19 protein-coding genes are annotated in these 23,791 nt (G+C 38.7%); 9 read left to right on the plus strand and 10 right to left on the minus strand.

Features of this window, described 5'->3' with window-relative positions; translation table 11 throughout:
* Nucleotides 1-73: 73 nt before the first annotated feature.
* On the minus strand, nt 74-1,426 hold the full coding sequence (locus QE382_RS15840; RefSeq protein ID WP_307186761.1) for a DUF3472 domain-containing protein: 1,353 nt from the start codon (nt 1,424-1,426) through the stop codon (nt 74-76).
* A gap of 510 nt (nt 1,427-1,936) precedes the next feature.
* Between QE382_RS15840 and QE382_RS15845 the strand changes: the two genes are divergently transcribed.
* Complete coding sequence (locus QE382_RS15845) at nt 1,937-2,173, plus strand: hypothetical protein (protein WP_294184359.1); 237 nt, start codon at nt 1,937-1,939, stop codon at nt 2,171-2,173.
* A 371-nt stretch (nt 2,174-2,544) separates the two neighbouring features.
* On the opposite strand, the gene QE382_RS15850 is transcribed toward QE382_RS15845, so the two are convergent.
* Nucleotides 2,545-3,093 (minus strand): NAD(P)H-dependent oxidoreductase, encoded by a 549-nt coding sequence (locus QE382_RS15850; RefSeq protein WP_307186762.1) that lies wholly within the window; start codon nt 3,091-3,093, stop codon nt 2,545-2,547.
* Nucleotides 3,094-3,179: 86 nt separating this feature from the next.
* On the opposite strand from QE382_RS15850, the gene QE382_RS15855 reads away from it, so the two are divergent.
* Nucleotides 3,180-3,554, plus strand: a complete 375-nt coding sequence (locus tag QE382_RS15855; protein ID WP_307186763.1) for a winged helix-turn-helix transcriptional regulator — start codon at nt 3,180-3,182, stop codon at nt 3,552-3,554.
* Between the two features lie 246 nt (nt 3,555-3,800).
* Here QE382_RS15855 and QE382_RS15860 read toward each other — a convergent pair whose 3' ends face one another.
* Nucleotides 3,801-4,517, minus strand: coding sequence for an FAD-binding oxidoreductase (locus tag QE382_RS15860; protein WP_307186764.1), 717 nt, complete (start codon nt 4,515-4,517; stop codon nt 3,801-3,803).
* A gap of 75 nt (nt 4,518-4,592) precedes the next feature.
* Nucleotides 4,593-5,450: a helix-turn-helix domain-containing protein gene (locus QE382_RS15865; RefSeq protein ID WP_307186765.1), complete on the minus strand. Its 858-nt coding sequence runs from the start codon at nt 5,448-5,450 to the stop codon at nt 4,593-4,595.
* A gap of 367 nt (nt 5,451-5,817) precedes the next feature.
* Here QE382_RS15865 and QE382_RS15870 point away from each other — a divergent pair, with 367 nt between their 5' ends.
* The 4 genes from QE382_RS15870 to QE382_RS15885 all read left to right on the plus strand — a co-directional run bounded on the left by QE382_RS15870 (nt 5,818) and on the right by QE382_RS15885 (nt 9,184).
* The gene (locus QE382_RS15870; protein ID WP_307186766.1) at nt 5,818-6,903 is read left to right on the plus strand and encodes a glycosyltransferase family 4 protein; all 1,086 of its coding nucleotides are present in this window, start codon (nt 5,818-5,820) and stop codon (nt 6,901-6,903) included.
* The gene (locus tag QE382_RS15875; RefSeq protein ID WP_307186767.1) at nt 6,848-7,960 is read left to right on the plus strand and encodes a glycosyltransferase; all 1,113 of its coding nucleotides are present in this window, start codon (nt 6,848-6,850) and stop codon (nt 7,958-7,960) included. The genes QE382_RS15870 and QE382_RS15875 overlap by 56 nt, the downstream gene beginning before the upstream one ends.
* Nucleotides 7,961-7,964: 4 nt before the next feature.
* The gene (locus QE382_RS15880) at nt 7,965-8,801 is read left to right on the plus strand and encodes a glycosyltransferase family 2 protein (protein WP_307186768.1); all 837 of its coding nucleotides are present in this window, start codon (nt 7,965-7,967) and stop codon (nt 8,799-8,801) included.
* Nucleotides 8,802-8,887: 86 nt separating this feature from the next.
* A complete protein-coding gene (locus tag QE382_RS15885) occupies nt 8,888-9,184 on the plus strand; it encodes a hypothetical protein (RefSeq protein WP_307186769.1) in 297 nt (98 codons plus the stop codon).
* Between the two features lie 344 nt (nt 9,185-9,528).
* Here QE382_RS15885 and QE382_RS15890 read toward each other — a convergent pair whose 3' ends face one another.
* Nucleotides 9,529-12,432, minus strand: coding sequence for a triple tyrosine motif-containing protein (locus QE382_RS15890; RefSeq protein ID WP_307186770.1), 2,904 nt, complete (start codon nt 12,430-12,432; stop codon nt 9,529-9,531).
* 178 nt (nt 12,433-12,610) lie between these two features.
* Between QE382_RS15890 and QE382_RS15895 the strand changes: the two genes are divergently transcribed.
* Genes QE382_RS15895 through QE382_RS15905 form a run of 3 tightly spaced genes read left to right on the plus strand, consistent with a single transcriptional unit; the run spans nt 12,611 to nt 19,295 of the window.
* Complete coding sequence (locus QE382_RS15895) at nt 12,611-15,667, plus strand: SusC/RagA family TonB-linked outer membrane protein (protein WP_307186771.1); 3,057 nt, start codon at nt 12,611-12,613, stop codon at nt 15,665-15,667.
* A gap of 25 nt (nt 15,668-15,692) precedes the next feature.
* Nucleotides 15,693-17,243, plus strand: coding sequence for a RagB/SusD family nutrient uptake outer membrane protein (locus QE382_RS15900; RefSeq protein ID WP_307186772.1), 1,551 nt, complete (start codon nt 15,693-15,695; stop codon nt 17,241-17,243).
* Nucleotides 17,244-19,295, plus strand: coding sequence for a glycoside hydrolase family 16 protein (locus QE382_RS15905; protein ID WP_307186773.1), 2,052 nt, complete (start codon nt 17,244-17,246; stop codon nt 19,293-19,295).
* Between the two features lie 136 nt (nt 19,296-19,431).
* Here the strand turns inward: QE382_RS15905 and QE382_RS15910 are convergent, their stop codons facing one another.
* The 5 genes from QE382_RS15910 to bla all read right to left on the minus strand — a co-directional run bounded on the left by QE382_RS15910 (nt 19,432) and on the right by bla (nt 23,717).
* Entirely contained in the window at nt 19,432-20,481 is a 1,050-nt protein-coding gene (locus QE382_RS15910; RefSeq protein WP_293880737.1) for an AI-2E family transporter, read from the minus strand.
* Nucleotides 20,482-20,737: 256 nt separating this feature from the next.
* Nucleotides 20,738-21,472: a hypothetical protein gene (locus tag QE382_RS15915; RefSeq protein ID WP_307186774.1), complete on the minus strand. Its 735-nt coding sequence runs from the start codon at nt 21,470-21,472 to the stop codon at nt 20,738-20,740.
* 142 nt (nt 21,473-21,614) lie between these two features.
* On the minus strand, nt 21,615-22,013 hold the full coding sequence (locus QE382_RS15920) for a response regulator (RefSeq protein WP_307186775.1): 399 nt from the start codon (nt 22,011-22,013) through the stop codon (nt 21,615-21,617).
* Nucleotides 22,014-22,091: 78 nt separating this feature from the next.
* Nucleotides 22,092-22,682, minus strand: a complete 591-nt coding sequence (locus QE382_RS15925) for a Crp/Fnr family transcriptional regulator (protein ID WP_307186776.1) — start codon at nt 22,680-22,682, stop codon at nt 22,092-22,094.
* An 87-nt stretch (nt 22,683-22,769) separates the two neighbouring features.
* Nucleotides 22,770-23,717 (minus strand): class A beta-lactamase, subclass A2, encoded by a 948-nt coding sequence (gene bla, locus QE382_RS15930; protein WP_293880745.1) that lies wholly within the window; start codon nt 23,715-23,717, stop codon nt 22,770-22,772.
* Nucleotides 23,718-23,791: the final 74 nt, after the last annotated feature.

Consider the following 23,791-nt stretch of genomic DNA (forward strand, 5'->3'; position numbering starts at 1 on the left):
ACAATACTTCTTAATGAAGTATTGTCCCTTTTATCATCGATGTAAAGTATGAAGAATACTGTAAATATGTCTGTTAAGGTAGTGTTGTTAAATTTATTGAAGGTGCTGTTCCATAACTTGGTAGTGTAAACTTCGTTCCGGGATTGACGACAGTATTGAAAAAACCGCCATTTTTGAGGAAGAAGCTGTTTCCGGTTATTCCGCCAATAGCGTCTATACGCTGGTTGTTTGAATAGGTCGCATCAACATTAAAGGTACTTTCAACAACTTTCAGCCAAATTCCTGTAGCTGTGCGAACCCATTGATTGCTATATTCTGCAGAACGGCCAAGGAAGCCGTTGTTGGCATTGAAATTTTCGATGAAGCTATGAAAACCTGTTAAATATGTACTTGTTTTGGGACGTTTCCAGCTAGCAATAAGTATCCAATTATTGGTCGACGGATCATTAAACCATGCCGTAAAATCAGTGCTTCCATTGTTATCTGGTTCACCCTTTAATAAAAATTTATAGGTTGTGGCAGCAGTCCAATTATACTTGAGGTAGCTTTGTCCACCCGAACCTTCGCCACCAAACTCACCTGTTGTCGTATTTGTCCCTTTTCTATTTAACGTGATGCGATCCTCTACTGGTATTTGGGATGGGTTATCGGTGCTATATGGACTCCAAACAGAAAATAGTATTCTGCGTTCTGTCGCTGAATTGACCTGCATACCAAAATACCCTTGATCGAAGCCATTTGCCATAAGGTAAGATCCTATTTTATCTTCTCCAACAGGCACTTTCAACTCGCTATAATAATAGGATACTTGCTGATTCGTTGGAATGGTATAATTCAAATGGCCGGATGGACCCCGCCGCGACCAATAGTAGGTGTTATCGACATTGTTGTCACTATAAATTACCGTGCCATTTGTTGCCGAACTATCTAAAATCAAGTGTGATACATCTGCAAAATAACCGCCGGACTTGGTTACGCCTTGAAGATCCATTTTTACATATCCCGCGGCATTTAGCGAATAGGTACCGATCGTGTAATCTTTTAATGCTCCACCTTTAAGTTTGACTTGTTTGCTTATACCATTAATTGTTAATTTCACCGTACTACTATCGCCTGAAGGTAGCACTTTAGCTCTTATTTTAACCCGTAGAGCGCCAGCTTGGGAAACCTTAGCGTAGGTACTAATCACGCTATTGACATTGTTCCAGTTTGCCAATCCGTTGCTATTGATGACTTCTGCTGCACCGGAAGGTGCAGAAGTGACGAAGGCATTGCCACCTAAGGGAACTTCGTATCCGCTTAAACCCGGAGAGGCAGCACGTAGCGATAATTTCGCTTCTAAATTGGTTTGTAACTCGCTTTTTTGGCAGGAAAGAAAGCTTGCCAATACTGCACCGAGCAGTAGTGTAACTTTGGGATATCTCATAATTTAAATTTAATTGTTCTATCGAATTTTGTAAATACAATTAAATAAAACCAGAATTATACAAAGCAATCGTTTGTCCAAAATACTTTTGTAACAAATGAGATAATTTAGGCAATAGACATCGTTCATTAATGAACTGTCTTTAGGTTATTACAGTTAGAAGTGCATATAAATTGATTTTGATAGAAAAATAATCAATTACAGAATAGAATCACCTACCCTTACAAACAATACTAAAAAACTCACTGACGACACAACAAGAATATATAGTTTAAGAAAGTAAAGGATGCCTTTTTATAGCTTTGCGTAGTATCGTGATTGTTTTCTAGAACGAGAAGAAAAAAGAAATTGAATTACTTTTAAGCTAGAAAAGCGAATTACTAAAGGAATAAACATACAAAGCATCTAATAAGGATTAGATAAGGAATGAATTGAGGAAAAAAATAATAGATATTTTAAAACCATTTTATTTTGAAAGTAGTTCACTAATAAACTAAAACTATAAATACTATGGCAATTACAACAGGAAATGAAGACAAAGTAACGAAAGAGGTCGAAACCCAAACATCTAAAATTCCCTCTATTGTATTTTTAGCAGCGTCATTAGCAGCAATGGGAATTTCAGCAGCTTTAAAATGTTGCAAAACTAAAAATGATAACACGGCACTATTCGTTGGTCAATGGGCGGCACCATTTTTACTATTGGGTATTTACAACAAGATTGTTAAAACCGAAGGACACGATTAAGATTAATACGTTTTATTGTAATGTTTTATTTTCTAGGCTGGTCAGTATGATCAGCCTTTTTTTATACCTTTTTCAACAAGCTATCATTATATTGGTGCTGATTATAGTAAATATCGAATCAATTCTTATGGAAATGTCTGATTTTCTCAAAGTTTTTCCTGTGTGATATTAGGACGTTCTCGTAAAACCGATAATTCAACATTCGATTACCTTTAGCGTTTGTTTAAAAAGTCAGAAATTTAAAAGATTATTATCGTAATATACTCCATACAAGATCGAAAATTGGTCAGCAGAAAATAGCGCGGTGCTCAGACTATTTATTTTTATTCATTCAGTTTTAACAATTCGACAGAATCCGCGAATAGAAGTCGCTATCTTTCCAACTCTATCAACGTTTGTATCAATTTTTTTGCGTGCAGTCTTGCATTGACTCTTATTTCTTCCTCAGTATAGCCCGCAGCTAGCGAAGTACCATGAAAATAAATCGGCTCAATGTAATTCATTTGGGTATGGTAAGCTGTCTGCTCAAGGTGTTTACAAAATTCATACACACGAAAATGCTGAAAGCCCAAAGCGGTGTAACTTCTTTCTGATGAACCTACTGTAAAACTCGGTATAAAGTTTTTGTCCTTTAGTTTATCTCCTTTTGAACCATAAGCAAATTGATACTCAAATACCCTATCAAACCAGTGCTTTAAAATGGCCGGCATATTGTACCAATAAAAAGGATATTGAAAAATAATGTTCCTATGGCGTAAAAGAGCTTTCTGTTCTTCTTTTACATCAATATCATAATCAGGATATAACTCATAGATATTCCTGATTTCAATATTCATGTTATTGCTCTTTAGCTCGTCGATAATCGTTTTGTTAGCAAAAGATTTATCATAATTGGGGTGTGCTAAAATCACTAATGACATACTATAATTATTTTAGTAGCAAAACTATTTTAAGTAAATTGCATTTGCAATAACTATCAAGATAGATAGGTCGAAATAAATGTAGCATGAAAACAGAATGTACCAGCGATTACGTGACACTTAAAGGGAAAAGTTACCCTTGTACAGTCAGTCTAACAATGGATTTGATGGGTGGAAAATGGAAAGCCGTTATCCTATATCATTTAAAAGATATGCCAAAAAGGTATAATGAGCTTCGGAAAGAAATGCCTACAATTACGGAAATGACATTGAGTCTGCAATTAAAGAAATTGGAAAAAGATGGTTTAGTCACGAAGAGGGTATATGGAGAGAAACCTCCTATAATGACAATTTACAGCCTATCCGATTTAGGGAAAAGCCTTCTTCCAGTTCTGGAAGCCATCACGAAATGGGGTAATGAAGTAGTAAGTGAAAATGGTGAGTTTATAAAAGTCTCATAACAACTATACTTTTGAATAGCCCGTATTTACTATCACACTAAGATTCGGCTGTAAATCTATTTTTCAAGAATGATTACCATCAGAACTTACAGCTTGTTTTTGTAACATTAATTTCGCTATACATCTAGTTCTCTACGGTTAGGCAGCTTCATAAGATCAGTTTACTATATAGCGCTGGAGATCATGTGATATTGGCGATGTTGACATTTCTCCATCGTACCTGATAGCAATGCTAAAGTGCTAATGCTATAATCCCTTTTTACCCTCTAGCCAATAGCCATGTAAATAAATGTTACCATTTGATTTCTCTTTAATGATTTTTCGAAACGTTTGAGCCGACTTTACGTTCCCGGTCAACACAAAACTGGCTTCGTGCCAATCCGAGCTATTAATTATCGGTGTTCCGCTTAGCCAGTCCTCTTTACTGAACAAAAAGTTTTTGGGAAATATAAGGCAGTTTTCCAAACCCAATAATTTTGGAACTTCTTTGTTCTCTTCGTCTAATTCAAAAATGAACAGAAATTGTCGTTTATTCTCCTTTAAAACCGGAAGAAAAGAAACAGCAAGTGCTAATGAAGTTTCATCGCCAAAAATCACAAACCTTCGCGCTGTTTTATCATAATACCTACTTAACGCTCTCGGCTTATACATAACTATTTTGTCGCCCACCTTTACGTTCGCCATAAAACTACTTCCGCAACCTTTACCATTCAAATAAATGATGAATTCAAACAAACCCTTTTCAATATCTGAATAAGAAACCGAATATCTTCGCGCTTCTGTATCGTTCACCCTAAAGTCGATAAAGGAGCCGACCGCGAATTGTATGTCTTTTAAATCACCTTTAAAACAAATCTTCTTAACAGATTTTGATAAAAAGACCGTTTCAACAACTTCGATCAAGGGTAGCTTGGGCGTTAAGAACTCTAAAGTATCAAATAACCATTTTGGTGCACTTGGCATAATATTATATTTTGTTTAAGCAAAGTACACGAGATTCGATCGTATAAAAAAGAACAGAAGAGAGTAAGTATTGGATTAATCGTGGTTTTTTCTACGAAATGTCAAAGCGGTAACTCCTGCAACTTTGGTAAATAGTCGCGAAAAATAAGGATAATCATCGTAGCCTAATTCAATTGCAACCTCCTTTACGGATCTATCTGAGTGATAAAGCAGGCGCTTAGCCTCTAAAATAATTCGTTGTTGTATCTGATATGAAACGGATAAACCTGTTGCGTTCTTCACGCACTCATTCAGATAAGCAACGGAGATGTTTAATGCTGCGGCATAGTCTGCGGGACGTTTCATGCTCACAAAATTTTGCTCAAGTAAACCCGTGAATGCCTTATGAACTATTTCAAAACGCGAAAGTTTCTCTGCGTCTTTTGTTTGTTTGAGAAATTGCGACATAAATAGGCCAACTAAGGTATTGCAACTGTCTCTTACCTGGCGATCGTATAGTTTGTCATCTCTTCGATCGAATAGCTTTTTACATAAAGAAAAAGCTTCTCGTATAATTGCTAAATCTGTCTTTGAGGATAAAGTTAATGGCTCGACAGGTGTATTCATCTGCAATATTTTCAAATAATCCGCATGTAAGTTTTCATTGGACATGGTCATTATAAAACCACTTAACTGTTTAACTTTCAAAGCCCTGTGCACCTGATTTGGCGATTGATAGATAATAGTAGGCTGATCTATGAAATATTGCTTAAAATCAATTTCGGTATGCGAGATGCCACTTTCCTGCAATACGAAAAGGTGATAATCGTGTCGATGTGCATAATTGAATTCTTTACTTCCTGGAATTTCCGACTCCATATTAATGACAGCTATGCCATTACCGTAATCTCGATCCCAGGTTCTAATAGGAATAGATACCGTCCGTTTGCGCATAGATTTTAAACTATTATTAAATACAAATGTAACAATAAATGCCTACAGCGAAATCAACTGCGATAGTTATTGACGGCAATAGATAGGATAATCTCGAGTCTTATAAAATTAATGTAAACATACCTAAAGCGTAAAAAAAGATATAACAACAGCTAACAGTCTTTGTTTCTAATGATCAAAATACAAATATTGACCTTACAACTCGACTAACTAAACAGACAACCCTATATTGCATCGCAATATTAACCATGTAAGCAACTGGCCCGGGATAGTCCAAAAATAATTTTAAATAGTGGTGAACCAATTTCTCTTGGCCGTGTTCTAATCAGCATGGTGACGTTGCCAGCATATATACATTCAATATATTATGAAAATAGCAGTGCTTGCTCATTTAAAACATCCCATCCGCAAACCATTTATGGGCGGGCTGGAAGCCTTTACATACGAAGTAACTAAACTTTTATTGCAAAGGGGGCATGAGGTTACCTTGTTTGCGAGTGAGCATTCGGATCCTAATCTAAATGTACATTCTATTCTTAGCGATGTAGATTATGATATGGAAACATTAAGCAGATTTCGCTCTCACGAATTAAGTGAGGATTTTATCTCTACACATCACGCTTATTTGGAACTGATGCAAGAGATAGACCAATATGATTTTGATGTGGTATTTAACAATAGCTTAAATTATGTACCGATCACTATGGCAACCCTTATGCAAACGCCAATGGTAACGGTATTGCATACTCCTCCCATCTTTGAGATGAAAAGGGCTATTTTGGCAGCAAATCGCTACAAAAAGCTAACGTATGTCTCTGTGTCGGAAACGAATGCTTCTTCGTGGGAGCCTTATATCACCGAATGCAAGGTCATACAAAATGGTATCAATCTGGATAAATGGATATTTACAGCTAAAAATGCCGGGAATTATGTATTATGGTTTGGTAGAATCCATCCTGATAAAGGAACCCATTTTGCAATCGCAGCAGCAAAATTGGCCGGAAGGCCTATTAAAATAGCGGGTTCAGTTGCCGACAAACATTATTTTGAAACTTTTGTTAAGCCGCTTCTAGATGAAAGCGCTGAGTGGGTAGAGCACTGTACACACGAAGAACTTAATGACCTTATTGGAAATGCAGCGGTAAGTGTGATTACTCCTTGTTGGGAAGAACCTTTCGGTTTGGTTGTCGCCGAAAGCTTAGCGTGCGGAACCCCAGTTGCGGGTTTCGCTAGAGGAGCACTGCCAAAGATTGTAAATAACGAAACTGGATGTCTTACAGCGGCGTGCTCGGTGGTTGAATTGGCAAAATGCATAAATGATGCGGCGCAGCTTAGTAGAAAAGCCTGTCGAGCACATGCTGAATCAGCATTGGATATTCAAGAAATGGTATCCTCCTATGAAAATGTATTTGCTCAAGTCATCGAAAATTGCGAAAGTAAGTATGCCTTATAAGTACGCTTTTTATATCCATCACCACGGGGCAGGTCATTTGACTAGAGCCTTAGCGATAGCAGCGCAACTTCCCCATAACGAAGTGGTCTTTTTTGGTAGTTCATTAGCAACTTATAAGGATGTGTTACCGGAAGATATCTTAACGATCGAACTGCCATTTGACACGCCTTCTGATAGCGATAGGGATTGGACAAGTAGTGAGCTAAATTTTTTACATTATGCCCCTCTTAATGTGAAGGGGATAGTGAATAGAAACGATCTAATAATAAATTTTTTCAAAAATAATAACCATTGCTTACTTATCGTTGATGTGTCTGTCGAAATCGCATTACTAGCCCGTCTCTGTGGGATACCAACCGTAGTGGTGAGACAACACGGTGACCGTTCTGACACTCCGCACTCCCTGGCTTATGAAAGCGCATCTCTTTTGCTGGCACCCTACGCAAAATCAATGGCGCAGGATATCGAAAAGGAGTTTATGCCAAAGACATTTTATTCAGGTGGGTTCTCTAAATATAGCGGAATGTCAATTGAAGAGAATTCGAGCTCGGAAAATCAGATCGCTATTTTCTTTGGCCAGGGTGGCACATGTTTTGATTGGCCGCTCATTGCTCAAATTAGGAGGGATCTACCTCAAACATCCAATTTACATATACTGGGTACCATACAAAATTATAAAGCTATTGATGGAGTCAGTTATTATGGGAATTCAAAGGATGCATACCATATACTTAAAAATTGTGGGATTGTAATAAGCAATGCGGGCCATAACTGCATAATGGAATTGGGTGATTTAAGAAAAAAAATTATTTGTATACCTGCAGAAAGGCCTTTTGAAGAACAAAAAATAAAGGCCAAACTTTTGGAAAATGCAGGAGTAGCCAAGGTAGTAGAAGAGAAAGATTTACTTCAGGCAAACTGGCTACATATCATTGAAAACACAAAAAAGTTGAAGATTGAAGCCTGGGAAAAATTGATGAATCCAAAAGCGACTTTTGAAATTGCAACGCAGCTTAAGAAACTGCACTCACAACTATTTAAAACATTATCAAATTAGAAATATGTACTCTACTGCTCCGGTCTCCGTATTGACAATTGTACATAAACGCCATCATGCACTAATAAACCTGGTTAACGGGCTCGCTAAAAATTCTATCTTACCGGTAGAAATAGTGATCGTGTTTATTAATGAACGTGCTTACCGGTTTGAAGATGATGAATATCCCTTTAGAATAAATACCGTAGAAATTGAAACAGAAGGGCATTTAAATTTGGGCGAAGCAAGAAATATGGCTATAAAAAGTTCCAGTTCTTCATTTAATATCTTCTTAGACGTAGACTGCATTCCTGCACAAAATTTAATCGAGCAGTATCTGCCCTACTCGAATAAAAAGAATGCTTTATTAAGTGGCCGGGTTAGGTATTTAAAAAAAGGGTTTGCAGATAAACCTGACTGGATGTCGCAATTAATGGAAAACAGTAGGCCCGATCCTGTCAGGAACGAGTTAGATCAATTTAGTTACGAACTCTTCTGGTCACTCAATTTTGGGTGTAGCAAAGAGACTTTCAATAAAATTGGTGGATTCGATCAAAACTATATTGGATATGGAGCTGAAGATACGGATTTTGGCTTCAGCGCAAGGAAAAATAGTATAGCTCATATCACAATTGATGCATTGGCGTATCACCAATATCACCCAAGTTATAATCCACCTTTAAACCACTTCAAATCCATTGTCACCAACGCTACTCAATTTTTTCAAAAGTGGGGAGTCTGGCCCATGATGGGGTGGCTAAATAAATTTAATGAAAGCGGCCTTATAATTTTTAAAAATAATCAGATTATCATTCTTCGTGAACCATCAAAACAAGAAATTGTGGCCAGTCTAACGGAATAGAAACTATTTAAACATTCCAAGCAATTTAATAAGCCCATTTTCGCTGTGTAATATTTCAGTATTTTTCAACGTATCGCAAGTTACCAATGAAGCTCTTGCCTGCATTTGTTCTTTGTAAAGTGCGATGGCAGTTTGAATGTCCGGAAAGTTATCGCTTGTTAAATTTTCTGCTAACTCAAAAGCGTCCTGCATTGCCTGGTTTACTCACTCACCGGCATATGGTGGCATGCGATGTGCTGCATCGCCAAGCATTGTCAAGTGAGGTAATGTCGGCCAAGTCTGGTGCAATGGAAAATGAAATTGTGGACACGGGATACACCAAATGGTATTACCTGAAAAAAGTTCTTGCCATTGCTCACGCTACGATTCGAAAGCAACCTTAAACCACACAAAAACCTGTTTTTTGTCATTAAATTCAATACCGCTGTCCTGCACTCAATTTTCGGACACTTTGCAACCGGTATAAAATGTTAAACTTCCCTCTCCCTTTGCACTTACAATGATGGATTGTTCATTTCCAAAAGTAAAAACTTTCAACAAATTCCGTTAATGGGCTGTTAGGTTTTACTACTTGATATTGTAATTCATTTTTCATTGCTACATTCAGTTGATACCGTAACTTTCCTTCCTAATTTTGCCACCACACATGAAGTTGATAAAGACAACAAGACAGATACGTATTGATTAATAAGATATAATCGCGCTTTGGAATAGATAATGTCTCAAATTAAATTGTATTTAAATACTCATTTAAAGATAATTCTGTTTCGATCTGCAATTTTTTGCGCAGTCTATAACGGTGAATTTCTACTCCCCTAACGGTAATATTCTGCAGCTGAGCAATCTGTTTGGATGTAAAATGTAATTTTAAATACGCGCATACTTTGAGATCATTTCGAGATAATGCTGGATGCTTTGCTTTCAAATTGTTTAAAAATCCATCATTGAGCTCATCAAAATGACTCGCAAATTGGTTCCAGTTTGCGCTATTCTTTTCAATATCCTTCAATAACATGTGAATACGTTTCAAATTAGAGTCTCCGTGATCGCCAGTATCAAGCTTTGCGATTTCATCCTTAACTTTGATTAATGCACCCGAATTTTCAAGCAACTGCATGCTAGTACTCGCTAGTTCTTTCGTTTTGGACATCACTTCATGTGCTAATTTCTCGTTATTCAACTTCACGATTTCTTTCTCATTTTTCTCGATTTCCAGCTGATGGATATAACGGAGTTGCGCTAACTGTTGCTCATGTTTCAGCTGCTGTTTGTGTCTCTCTATCTTACGCAGATGAATCAAGCCGAACACAGCGAGTATAGCCAATAGAAAATATACCATTTTGGCCAATAGGGTCTTATACCATGGGGGTAAAACGATAAATCGGTATTCGGCCACATCGGATTGCTGGTTTAAATTATTCCTTACTTTCACAAGGAATGTATACTGTCCATCCGACAGATTGGTATAGGCCTTTTCAGACTGCGGGCTCCATGAAGACCATTCGTCATCATAACCCAATAATTTATAACTGAATTCAAGATGCTGATTTATCCCATAACTTGGTGAGGAAAAGCTGAATCGGAAAGAGTTAAAAATGGAAGGTAACCTTAGGACGTTGCCTTTTTTAGCATTGACTGGCTGCTTCTTTGACTCAAAGGTATTTGAAAAAAAACCTGCATAAATAAGACTATCCCTTTTTCCTGTTGCAATAGTTTGAGATAACATCGCTACAGGTCTTACACTATGTTTCAAATACTTATCATAATTGATATGAATTGCCCCTTTCTCTGCTCCTATATATATATTGTGTTGATCAATAGCATAAATATGTTCAAATCCTGTGGTGTTCATCCCTTCTATCTCAGGAAAATTAATAAGATGATAGGTTCGAAGCTTGGAATCAAATCGCCCTACCCCAACCATTTTCCTTGTACAAAACCAGACATTTCCTTCCTGGTCATCTTTTAGATAACGTATGGTCAAGTCTTTAAACGCTACGAACTGTTCTGCAGGCAAAAAGCGATTTATCTTATAATCGTAGCGATAAAGCCCTTTCTCCGTCGCAAATACAACCTGATTTTTTATTTTAAATACGTAATTCTGATAATCGGCAGGTAGCCCGTCTTTATGATTGCAGAGTTTGGCCTGATACGATTTCTTATCGTCCGAAAGCGTAATCCGGTAAATACCCCGATAGGGATGAGATGCCCATATGGTCCCTTTTTCATCTTGTTCGAGAAATCGGAAAGAGTCAGAAGGTCCATCCAGCGGGCCTTTTATCGAGAATAAGCCTTGATTAAAATCAAGCAACTCGAGGCCATTATAGGTTCCTATTAAACTTTCTTTTACCGGATAAACCATACTAAGCGGAAGCAACTTCCAAGTTCCTATCCCCTGCCGAACTGGCTTTAGGGAATGATCCGTAATCTGGAATAAACCTTTGTTGTGTCCAAGTAATAATTGACCATTAAGTTGTTCAAGGCGCCATGCTTCGCCACCATCGCTGCCCGGAAGAAGGGAAAAAAAAGCTGGTGAACGGCTTTGATCGGTCAATCCTTCTATTATTCCAGCATAATAAACTCCATTCGAGGAGGAAAGGTAAAGTCTATTATTGAAGAGAAGTGTAGAATATCCCGTCACATCATTCTCCATATTGGGCCGGAGATAGCGAATGGCACTTCCATAGCTAATCACAGAGATGACATTGTCTGTACCCACCCAGATATTCTTCTGTCTGTCCACAAATACGGAAGTGACATTTTTATTTTGCAATCCTTCCCTGACACCAATCTTTTGAATTGTTTTGCCATTGAGGCTACGGATCTGGCAACCTTCTTTGGCATTACCGACGACGAAGGTTGAGTCATCTATTTTCCCTATGGACGGTGTATAGCTGCCGTCGCCCCCCTGGGTACGCAGTATTGTCAGCTTCCGGTTCTGTAAGCTGTAGGTTTCGTTATTTAAAGTAGACAGCAACAAACGCCCCTTGCCAAGGGAGAGCATGGATGCGATCTTCACATCTTTAAACGGTAAGTCTTTTATGTAGGGATTCCATTTATTATCGCGAAACTCCAGCAAACCATTGCTTTTATCCTGCGCATAAAGTATGCCGTCCGACTGCCCCATATAATACCACTCAGCCGCCGCCGGATGTACTTGAATCTTTTGTCCCTTCAGTTCAAATATCGCATTGGTACCGCGAAAAAAAACAGATTGCCCGACGCCAACCGTATTCCAGATATCTGCAAAATTCCGATATCCTTCTGGAACGAGATCGTGTAAGGAATGATAAACGAGTCCAAATTGCGGCGAACGCTCAAAATAGCCAAAATCACCCTGTCCGCCAACATAAATTCGATCCTCATCATCAATCCAGACAGAACGGATATTGGTATGATTGGGGAGGGAAAATGTTTTCCAATATCGTCCATCAAAGGTTAGTAGCCCTTCACTGTTACCAAAGTACATGATGCCATGGCTATCTTGTTTTATATCCCAGGTGCGACTTCCCCCCTGATAGACCGATTTACCATAATTATAAACCAAAGGTAAGCCAAGTAACTCCTGTGCAGATAGCGTGTTTGAAAAAATAGAAAATAGTATAAAAAACAGAATGGCAAAACACCTCATAATAATTCCCTTCAATTGGCTGACGTAAACTTGACGTACCCCAAATATATTGAATTGCAGCCGAAAAAACCAACATGAAGTAGTGTTGTTGTACCTCTAAAATTCGGCAATAAGCTGCTTAAGCCTAATTTTGATTCTTGATAATTATAAACAATTCCTAAATTTCAATTCATTACACATGAAAAATAATATCAGTATTATTGCCAGTACTGTACTGTTCTCTTGCCTATCCAATATAGTAAGTGCACAGACTAAAACAGTGACTGGACGGATTACAAACGAAAAAGGTTCTCCTATCTCGGCTAGCATTACTGTGCAAGGAAATGCAACGATCGGGACAAGCAGCAATGAAAATGGGGAATTTTCACTCGCTATTCCTACAAACGTCAAATACCTCATTATCTCATCATTAGGATATGAGGCGAAGACAGTACCCATAAATGGAGATATCTTAACGATTCAGCTCATGCAAAACAACAGCGACTTTAACCTGGATGAAGTTGTAGTTGTAGGCTACGGTACCCAACGAAAGGGCGACCTAACAGCGCCCATAGGAACGGTAAATATGGAAGAAATGGCCAAACGTACTGTTTCCAACCCAATGGATGCACTACAAGGCGCTGTTGCTGGTGTGCAAATCGTAAGTTCGGGCGCGCCCGGATCTTCTCCCTCTGTTCGTGTACGTGGCGTTGGCTCTTTTAATAATGAAAGTCCTTTATATGTGGTGGATGGCATGTTCATGGACAATATTGATTTCCTCAATCCAAATGATATTGCCGACATTTCGGTTTTAAAAGATGCTTCTGGTGCAGCAATCTATGGAGTCCGTGCCGCAAATGGTGTCATTTTGGTGACCACAAAAAAAGGAAGCTTAAATATGAAAGGAAAAGTTACATATAATGGCTTCGCTGGTTTCCAAGCACCGACACATGTTTTGAAAATGGCTAATGCAAAGCAATATGCGGAATATGCAACAGCCATTGGCAATGAGGCCTTCGTAAAAAGTTCGGTGGAAAAATATGGCGGGACAGCGACCAACCCGGCGATGGATACGGATTGGTTCAAAGAGCTCCTGCGCTCTAAGGCGCTGATCACCAATCATAACCTGGACATTATGGGTGGGTCTGATAAAATCACCTATTCCATGGGACTCAATTATGTCAAACAAGAGGGCATCATGGATGCCAGCAATATGAATCAAAAATACAATATCCGCTTGCAGGCAGATGCCAAAGTAACAGATTGGCTGAAAGCGGGTTTTAGCGCACACATCAATAACTTCAAGACCTACTCGCCTAATAATGCAGCTTTTAGACAAGCCTATTTCGCATCGCCACTCTACCCTGTTTATGACCCCTCATTGGAATTGGCCAAACCAGAAAAATTTGGATCAAGTACCGCCATCGGAATGCAATCCGGATTTTGGTATAACAATCCGGTAGCGACAGCTTTTTATAATACGAATCAAACAAAGGGCTTCCAGATTCTTCCGACGATTTATCTCGAAGCAACATTATGGAAGGACAAGATCACTTTTCGTTCGCAGCTGAGCCAGAGGTATCAATCCACACATACTATAAACTATAATCCTGTTTACTACATTGACAATGATCAGCGCAATGACCGCTCCTTTTTACGTTCAGCACAAGCACGCAACACCAATTATATTTTGGACAATCTCCTAACGTATAAAGATCAGGCGGGTAAACATCACTGGTCATTGTTGCTCGGGCAATCATCACGTGAGGAACGCTGGCGGGAAACTTGGGTACAAGCCAATGACGTGCCAGAATCGGAGGAGTTTTGGTATGTAGGCGTAGATGCGCAAGGTACGGGTTCGGCCACAGGATATGGAGAAAAGGGATTCCGAAATGCCGGAATATCCTATTTTACCAGAGGTACCTACGATTATGACAACAAATATTTGCTGACAGCAACATTCCGTGCAGACGGCAGCTCAAAATACCAAACAAAATGGGGCTATTTTCCATCGGTGGGCCTAGGCTGGGTATTGACCAAGGAAAAGTTCATGGAAAATCAAAAGCTTTTCAACCAGCTGAAATTGCGCGGAAGCTGGGGTAAATTGGGAAACGATGGTATTCAGCCTAATGCGGGCTATGCTACAGTTTACTCAGGCAATAACTACTCTGGTATATTTGGAAGCGAAGGGACTACCAACGGAACGCGCGTACCTGGATATCGTGTCGGCCGTTTTTTCACTCAAGTACGCTGGGAAGTTGTTGAAGAATGGGATGGCGGACTTGACTTTGCCTTGCTGAATAATCGTTTGACTGGCGCGGTAGATTATTATCACCGCACTACACATGACCTTGCTTTTAGCCGACCTATCCCCTTTTCGTGGGATCGTGTATATGGCAATTGGGGAAGTGTGACAAACAGTGGTTGGGAAATTGGTCTGCAATGGAAAGACAAAATTGGTGAATTGAGCTATGCGATCGGCGGAAACCTGACTACCCTAAAAAACAGCGTTACAAATCTCGGTGGACTAGAAAACATAATGAATGGTTATCCAGAATGGTCTGCTGAATTCCCAGCACGTATAGAATTGAATCAACCCATAAACTTTTTCTACGGCTATGAAGTAGCCGGTGTCTATCAAAATCAAGCCCAAATTGATGCAGATCCCATAGCAAAAAGATACAACCAACAGAATCCAAACACACCAATTTTACCTGGATATCTTCAATATAAGGATCAGAACAATAATGGCGAGCTTGATGAAAAGGATCGGGTAAACCTCGGCAATTATCTTCCTACGATAGCCTACGGATTTAACCTGGCATTTGATTATAAAAAGTTTGATCTGAGCATCGCCTTTCAAGGTGTAGCCGGCAACAAGATCCATAATCTTAATCGTGCAATGCGCCGAAAATACAATCAGATGAATGTCGACGCCGCATTCGTGGAAAACCTCTGGACCGCAGAAGGAAGCAGTAATACGCACCCATCTGCCAAAGGATCCGTTGCCCCTTGGAATCTTCAGGCAAGTTCATTTTTTGTCGAAAGTGGAGCATACCTACGGATACAAAATATACAATTGGGTTATAATTTTGAACTCAATAAAATACCCGCGCGTGTGTTCGCAACTGCCGACCGCCCTTTTATATTTACAAAATATAATGGTTTTACACCCGAAATAGCTGGAATGGGATTTGACGCCAATGTGTATCCGATCGCTTCTTCTTATAGTTTGGGTGTCAAAGTATCGTTCTAATTATTAACCTTTTAATTTAAACTGCATGAAAACTTTTCAATATGTCCTGATTGCAAGCTGTTTAGGTCTTTCTTCTAGCCTATCTAGCTGTAATAAATTTTTGGACAAACCCTTAGAAAACCAGCAGCGATCGGAAGAGATCGACTATAGCAACACCGCCTTAATGTACGGCCCCGTATCTGGTGTATATCGTTCGGCTTCCGACGATAACCTAGTCCATTGGATTGATCTTTCCATTCGCTGTATGCGCGATGACGACTACCAGCAGGCCGCACCGAATCCAAATGATAATCCCGAATTAATGGGCATCAAAAACTTTCAAAATGATGTTACTATTCAATCTTACTGGGGAATAAATCAATCCTGGATCAGTTATTACAGTCTCGTCATCGCCGCAAACAATGCTTTGATCGAATTGGATAATTTTGCTGAAAAAATTCCAGTTTCCAATGCGGCGGATATAAAACTGAATAGACAGTACAAAGCCGAAGTCAGGTTTTTAAGAGCATATGCTCACCTGATGGTTTCACGCCTGTTTGGCAATGTACCTATCCTTATTGACAGCGATAACATTGGCCGTTTGGCTACGATCCAAAAAAGTACGGTAGCAGAAGTACGTCAGTTTATCATTGATGAAATGAATGCCTGCTCGGAAGATCTTGAAGATGCTCGTCCAAATCAATCGAAGCACATTGGGGCGGTAACTAAATATTCTGCACTTCTTTTGAAAGCGAAGGCAGCTGCTGATTTGGCCGGGAATGATAATGGTAGTGCTCACTGGAATGATGTTCTGGATGCAACAAACAAAATTATTGCGAGCGGTCGTTTTTCGCTATACCCAAATTACTACGAGCTCTTTAAAATACCGGGAAAATTGTCGAACGAGTCTATCTTTGAGCTGCAATATTCTGATTTCGGCTTAGGGACCGGAGATATTGTTCGTCCGGGCGTCGATTGGGGTACCTTTTTTAAATGGCAGGGCCCTTCTGGGGATCAAAAAGGAAGCCCAATCTCCGGAGCAGGCTGGGTACCACCTTCGCAAAACATCGTTGATTTCTTAACCAATAGAGGTGAAACGGAACGCTTAAAAACAACAATTTTATATTGTGGCGTAGATGGCAATCCGGCGACTACATCGTTAACTCCAAGTGGCGATGTCGTTTATGGCAATCCTTTTGGCGTAAAATATTTCAATGGTAAAGCCTATCTCCCAAAATCGCAGATGACAGCAGGCCGAATGGAATATGGAGCAAACAATAATGTACGTATATTGCGTTATGCGGATGTTCTTTTATTAAATGCCGAAGCGAAGGTCAGGAAGGGACAAAATGGAGATGAGCCTTTTCGTTTGATTCGTGAACGCGCAAAACTAGCACCGATTACAAATGTAAATTTAAATCAGATCTTGGATGAACGTCGAGCTGAATTTGCCTGCGAATGGTGGGGCGAGCGTTTTAATGACCTAGTCCGTACCGAGCGTGCCAAAGAAGTCTTCGGCGCAAAATTCACCCCTGGTGTCAGTGAGTACATACCTATTCCGCAAACTCAGATAGATGCAAACCCTAACTTTCGATAGATGATGACAGCAGCAAGACTACTAATATTCATATTGTTAAACGTACTTTTCCTTTCCTATGGATTGGGAAAGCAAGGCAAACCCGTTAAATCGACAATCGTTAAAGTTGACAATGGTTTTACAATAATGCGTAATGGACAGCCGTACTTCATTAAAGGAGCAGGCGGAACAAGTAATCTGGAAAAATTAAAAGCGTATGGAGGCAACTCCATACGCACATGGACACCCCAGCAAGCTGATGAAATCCTAAATAAAGCACAAACGCTGGGCCTTACGGTAACCCTAGGGCTTGATGTGAAAACAGAACGCCATGGCTTTGATTACAATAATCCTGCAGCTGTTGCCAAACAAAAAGAATATGTTCGCGCAATTATCCTGAAATATAAGGATCATCCGGCATTGCTAACATGGGGAATCGGCAATGAGCTCAACCTGCATTACAGTAACCCAAAAGTATGGGATGCGGTCAATTCGATCGCCGAGATGATCCATGAATTAGATCCCAATCATCTGGTTACTACCATGCTGGCCGGTGTGAATCAAAAGGAAATTAATTATATCAAAACCAGGTGCCCAGCACTGGACCTGATTGCTGTACAAGTATATGGTGGACTTGCCGCTGTTCCTGAGCAATTAAAAAAGACGGGATGGAATAAACCCTATATTGTGACAGAATGGGGACCTACAGGCCATTGGGAAGGCCTGCAAACACCTTGGGGAGCTCCGATTGAAGAGACCAGCCACGAAAAAGCGAAAGTTTACAAAAGCCGATACGAAGCCGCTATCGGACAAGATAAAAACTGTCTGGGCTCTTATGTCTTTTTGTGGGGACAAAAACAGGAACGTACACCAACATGGTATGGATTATTCACAGAGCAAGGTGAGGAAAATGAGGTTGTCGATGTTATGCAGTACCTTTGGTCGGCCCAATGGCCCCGTAATCGGGCCCCGCAGTTAGACTCTCTATTATTGAATCATAGGCATGCAAAAGATTTTATCTACCTTGAATCCGGTAAATCCTACCCTATAGAAGCCTTTGTACATGATCCCGACGGCGATAAATTACAGATACGTTGGGAGCTTCTCAAAGAAAGCACAGACCTTAAAGAAGGTGGCGACCGTGAAGAGCGTCCGCAGGGATTAAGTGGCTTTATACAAAATAATGCAGTTGACAGGACACTCTTGACGGCTCCTCCTCTAGAAGGCGCCTATCGGCTCTTCGTCTATGCAAACGATGGAAATAACAAGGTAGCGACCGCCAACATCCCCTTTTTTGTCAAGTCAAATTCAGGTAAAGCAAATGAGATAACCTATCATTTTTCGCCAACACCAATATGGGCTGATGAATTTAATTACTCAGGATTGCCAGATAAAACCAAATGGTCTTATGATGTCGGTTCTTTGTACAACGGCTGGGGCAACAATGAACAGCAGTATTACATGGAGGCTTCAGCATCAAATTCCATCGTGGAAAACGGTGTCCTTAAGATTATGGCGAGAAAAGGAAATAAAAAGGACAAACCCTATACCTCTGCACGGCTGACCAGCAAGAATAAAGGAGACTTCAAGTATGGCAGATTTGAGGCGCGTGCAAAATTGCCAAGAGGGATTGGTACCTGGCCAGCGATCTGGATGCTTCCTACTGATATGAAATATGGTAATTGGCCTAAATCGGGAGAAATAGATATACTTGAACATGTCGGATACGATCAGGATATGGTGCATATATCGGTGCATACCCAAGCTTATAATCATAGCATAAACACACAGAAAACGAGTAAAAAAAAGCTGTCTGGTGTTTCTGAAGAATTTCACAGCTATCGTGTAGACTGGACACCGACATATATAAAAGGTTTCATTGACGGACAAGAGATCTTTCACTTTGTCAATCAAAATAGGAGCTTCAAAGAATGGCCTTTTGACCAAAAGTTCCATTGGTTACTTAACCTCGCTGTAGGCGGAAACTGGGGCGGAAAAGAGGGCGTAGATGATACAATATTCCCCGCAACGTTCGAAATAGACTATGTCCGTGTATATGGTCTATTGGATTAAAACTGTCCAATCTAAATCTCAAATCGCTCGTCGCCTCAGCTTAACGAGCGATTTTTTTTGCTCCCGTACCTTGCTGAATACCGAAGTTAGTCGATAGCGATAGTACTGCTATAAGTATGCAGAGACGGACTTAATATTATTTAGAAAGTGACTGCTTTTGATCCTGCTTTTTAATATAAAGTTCTTGTACCAACACCATAACAATGACCAAAATTGGTGTAGCAAGTATAACCCCCCAGGCTCCAAGCCAGATCCCGACAAATACTTGCGAAATGATAATTAACGCGGGGGGCGTTTTGATCAATTCCTGTTGCACCAAGGGTGTAATAAAATTGCTCTCTACCAACTGAACAAAACAATAAAGCACAATCACCCACAAAGCAGTAGATGGGGATTTTGAAAGGGCAACAAGAGCTGCTGGAATAATTGATATAATCGGACCAAAGTTGGGAATGAAACTTAATAGCCCTGCAATAAGAGCTAATACTAGCCACAAATCTATACCCAAAATAGCAAGTCCAATGCTCGTAAGTACAAACACAACGAACATTGAGAATAGCATTCCCTTTAACCAAGACCTGAGATTTTTTACAATTTTTTCTATCAAATTATTACCTTGTAAACGCATATCGGCTGGAAGAAGCTTTACAATGCCAGTCTTATATTGGTCGGGAGCCGCCGTGAAAAAAATTCCAATAAATAGTACGATATAGATATCTCCAAAAACGCCGACTGTACTATTAAAAAATCCACCCAATAATAGTGAAGCTTTCTCGACTATTTTAGAAGAAGCTATTTTTTCATAAATCAGTTTTATGTTACTATTGCCTTCGATGAAGTTTTTAGCATCTTCTACTAGGCTAGGAACTTCTTTGGTAAACTGAACCACCTCACCTGTAACGCGGGCTCCAATTAGAAAAAAAGTTCCAAATAAAAAGCTGATCGACAAAATGATAGAAAGTGGAAGTGACCATTTTGGGGATATCTTTGTTTTTCGGGCGATTAAACCTGCAAATCCATGAAAGTATATTGCAATGATGGCACCAGCTAAAGTATACAAGAACACCTGATTGGCTTTCCAAGATAGCAGGAGGGCGACGACTATAAACGATATGATGCCTGCGGCTATCCATACTCTTGACACAAATCGATGGTTTATCTGTGGTAAAGGATCTTTATTTTCCAATTTTTTTTTTTTTAAATTAATTTTGCTTTGCTTTTAAATTTGTAACATTGACATTGTAATAATCGCTTGGATTATTCGAATATGTAATATTTCAATGATCAATATTTCAATGTTACTTAATGTAACGCTGGCCTCCATACAAAAGTTTCGATTATTTACAGTATATCTTAAAATAACATGCAACTACCTGATCACGGCTAAAACAAAAGAAAAACCACTCCACATGTCGAATTATTTGGGAAATAACGAGCAATCCTCAATATCGATTTTTATCGGAAAATTTGAAATCCTGCAATCTTGGCAAAGGCCTTATTAAAACTGTCTTCTTTCGTATACTAAGTACTTTGCCTGATCCAAAGTGCTCATCTGTTTCGGTTCTTATTCCACGTATGAGATCAAATTTAGTTTCAGTAAAGATCGTGTTTTCGTCAAAATAGCTTTTGGCGATATCACTAGTAAGTTTTTCAACATAAATCAATTCGAAATTACCTCTATTGTATTTGAAGTGATAGGTTATATTTCCACCTTTAATTTCTTGCCACATTTTTAAAATTCCTTTTTCAATAATAAAATCGGGCACTTGAAAACCATTGTACTTTCTTTGGTTTTCGACTGGATATTGCGGTTCAATAGCTTGATCTGAAGTTAATGCTAAGGTTAACTTCCCCTGATTTTCAGATAGAAATATTTGTAATCTCAACGGTTGTGAATTATCAGTTGTATCCATATTAACGGTAATTTTATCCATTTTACCGTCATTATTTAAATCCCCAATCTCTTCTCTAATCTGATAAGTGTATTTTTTTCTGCTAACAATATTTTGAGAAAATAAATTTAACGGTACTAACATCAAAATAAATGCAATGGAACGATAAAAGCTTTTATTAAAACCACCCCTATTATTTTGGTCTGCCCCATTCGTCAAGTTAAGAATATACGCTTTTGGATCCATTAAATTCATATAAACCTTTACATATTTAACAACATTCATTTTTTGCAAAATTTAATTTCAGCCTCCCCGTCTTCGACGGTTACATAATCTGGTAGGACACAACCAATCGGCGAATACTTCTTTCTAATCTAATTATAATGATCGTATTTTTTTATATATTGATACTGCCGTAAGGAAGGTATCATTCTGCCCACTCTAAGATACAGCATTCGTATATTTCATCGAAAATTAACTGAAGAGATTTTTCCCCTTTTTGGTATATCTTCTTCGCACCATTATAATACATCTGGTCCACCATTGGACTGCAAAACAGGCTAGTGTATCCAAAAATTAAAGCGTTCGGATTCAGCTCTTTCAGCAAAATAGTAGTTTGAGGTCCGTTCTTAATAGGCATCAAAATATCAAGAAAATATATACTACGCTTGAGATCCATTTGATCGGTTGCCAAAATTAAATCGCTCCCATTGTTAAAAACGCCATGAAGATGGAAACGTGGATCCCTTTTTAAAATAATAGAAATGAGCTTTCTATGAATTGGCGAATCATCTGCCACTGCGATACCAATACTGTTTTCAGTCATTTTACAAATCATGAAGCAAATTAACATCACAATAGCGTTAAAAAAATGCACAAAATTGTGCATTTTATCGTATAATAGTTATAAAATTGATATAACATTGTTGAACGTATTCCGATGTATTCCAAGATATGATGCGATATGACCATAAGGAAATAATTTAAATACTTCGGGCGCATGAAATTTTAATAGTTTTATTTTATCTGCTGCATTTTTTGATTGTAGAATCTCGATATTTTTCAGTGCCGTGACGAAATTTGGTTGAATAATCATTAGTTCCAATTGATAAAATCTTGGAAATTGCTCATACAGACGTTTAACTGCTGGAATATCCAGCATCAATAGCAAACAGTCATCCTGTACCCGATAATCTTTCTTAGATGGTCGGTCTTGAAGGTAATCTTCAAAATTAAAAATTATTTCTCCCAGAGATGAAGGATAATGCAAACTGTTAATACGGGTGGTACCATCCGGCTGTAGGATACTTGAATATACAGCGCCCTCAATAATTAAAGCGATTGTAGTGACGCGTTCGCCATATGAAAAAATAATTTCTTTTCGACGAAATCTTTTAAAGATTAAAATCTTGTTAAGTTCAAAAAGTTCCTCCTCATTCAAATTAAAATGAGAAAATTTATCGATAACATATTGGTTTACAGCTGATTTTTTCATTTCTTTGCACAAGAATAACATCCATCTATCTCCTAATCATTCTCCTAAAAGCAGGTTTAATCTAACATTAATTTCGTACACTCCAATTTATTTCTCCAAATAGAAATCCCAAGTCGCCTTTGATATAGCTGAAATCATTTGTGCATTAACTTCATTGCTCTCTTTAGAATCCGCCACAAAAACACTGATAATAAAATACTTACCATTAGGGAGAAACACTATACCGATATCATTAAAAGCGGCCGTAATTCCTTCGCTGTTTTTGCCAGAATATCCTGTCTTGTGTGCTACTACCGTTCCTTTTGGTAAAGCTCCCTTTAGCCTGTCTTCACCAGTATTTGTTTCTCTCAGAGTTTTCCAAACAAAATCATAACTATGCTGGGATAGTAGATTGTTTCCATTGGCATAGAATTTCATCAAAAGCTCACTTGCAGCGTTAGCTGTTGTCCAATTTTGAAACATATTTTCCCATTTAGACTGCATATCCTCTTCGGTATAGTTAATTTCAAAATTATCAATAATATGGTTTTTCTTGAAATAGTCCTCCACTGTCTTCGGTTTGCCTAACAAGCGAATTAGCACATCACAAGCCACATTATCACTTTGAGAAACAGAATATTGGATTAGTTTCTTAATCGTAAAATCACCCCCTTTTGGATGTTCGTCTCTAAGCGGGCTCCAAAAGTCAGGGAGAAGTTCCCTTTCAGTAACTTTTATCTTTTTGTTTAATGACAACTTACCTTTGTCTACTTCTGAGAGCACTGCGAGAGCAATATGCAGTTTAAAAACACTTTGTAAAGGATAATGCTCTTCAGCGTTTATTGAAATGCTATCCTGACCATCATTTGCTAAAATTGAAACTCCTACCCTCATATCCTTCGTTGAAATTATTCGTTCAATTTTCTCTTTTAATAGAGCAGTTGTTTTCTGCGCAAAAAGCTGATTCAAATTAGTACATAAAAGAAAAATAGCTATAAAAAAATAACACTTAATATTCTTTTTAGATGTTAAAAGGTGTAGATACGAAGTATGCATTGCCCGAGATTATTAGTTGTCTTACCTGGATTCAGCTAAATTTAAATAAAAAAAATTTTTTCTAGTGTTATTTT

This window comes from Sphingobacterium zeae (assembly GCF_030818895.1).
In the GTDB taxonomy this organism is placed as follows: Bacteria; Bacteroidota; Bacteroidia; order Sphingobacteriales; family Sphingobacteriaceae; genus Sphingobacterium; species Sphingobacterium zeae.

Coding starts and splice junctions, on each gene's coding strand:
- QE382_RS15840 (WP_307186761.1), bottom strand. CDS start 1,426: ATGAGATATCCCAAAGTTACACTACTGCTCGGTGCAGTATTGGCAAGC.
- QE382_RS15845 (WP_294184359.1), top strand. CDS start 1,937: ATGGCAATTACAACAGGAAATGAAGACAAAGTAACGAAAGAGGTCGAA.
- QE382_RS15850 (WP_307186762.1), bottom strand. CDS start 3,093: ATGTCATTAGTGATTTTAGCACACCCCAATTATGATAAATCTTTTGCT.
- QE382_RS15855 (WP_307186763.1), top strand. CDS start 3,180: ATGAAAACAGAATGTACCAGCGATTACGTGACACTTAAAGGGAAAAGT.
- QE382_RS15860 (WP_307186764.1), bottom strand. CDS start 4,517: ATGCCAAGTGCACCAAAATGGTTATTTGATACTTTAGAGTTCTTAACG.
- QE382_RS15865 (WP_307186765.1), bottom strand. CDS start 5,450: ATGCGCAAACGGACGGTATCTATTCCTATTAGAACCTGGGATCGAGAT.
- QE382_RS15870 (WP_307186766.1), top strand. CDS start 5,818: ATGAAAATAGCAGTGCTTGCTCATTTAAAACATCCCATCCGCAAACCA.
- QE382_RS15875 (WP_307186767.1), top strand. CDS start 6,848: ATGAAAATGTATTTGCTCAAGTCATCGAAAATTGCGAAAGTAAGTATG.
- QE382_RS15880 (WP_307186768.1), top strand. CDS start 7,965: ATGTACTCTACTGCTCCGGTCTCCGTATTGACAATTGTACATAAACGC.
- QE382_RS15885 (WP_307186769.1), top strand. CDS start 8,888: ATGAAGCTCTTGCCTGCATTTGTTCTTTGTAAAGTGCGATGGCAGTTT.
- QE382_RS15890 (WP_307186770.1), bottom strand. CDS start 12,432: ATGAGGTGTTTTGCCATTCTGTTTTTTATACTATTTTCTATTTTTTCA.
- QE382_RS15895 (WP_307186771.1), top strand. CDS start 12,611: ATGAAAAATAATATCAGTATTATTGCCAGTACTGTACTGTTCTCTTGC.
- QE382_RS15900 (WP_307186772.1), top strand. CDS start 15,693: ATGAAAACTTTTCAATATGTCCTGATTGCAAGCTGTTTAGGTCTTTCT.
- QE382_RS15905 (WP_307186773.1), top strand. CDS start 17,244: ATGATGACAGCAGCAAGACTACTAATATTCATATTGTTAAACGTACTT.
- QE382_RS15915 (WP_307186774.1), bottom strand. CDS start 21,472: ATGAATGTTGTTAAATATGTAAAGGTTTATATGAATTTAATGGATCCA.
- QE382_RS15920 (WP_307186775.1), bottom strand. CDS start 22,013: ATGACTGAAAACAGTATTGGTATCGCAGTGGCAGATGATTCGCCAATT.
- QE382_RS15925 (WP_307186776.1), bottom strand. CDS start 22,682: ATGAAAAAATCAGCTGTAAACCAATATGTTATCGATAAATTTTCTCAT.
- bla (WP_293880745.1), bottom strand. CDS start 23,717: ATGCATACTTCGTATCTACACCTTTTAACATCTAAAAAGAATATTAAG.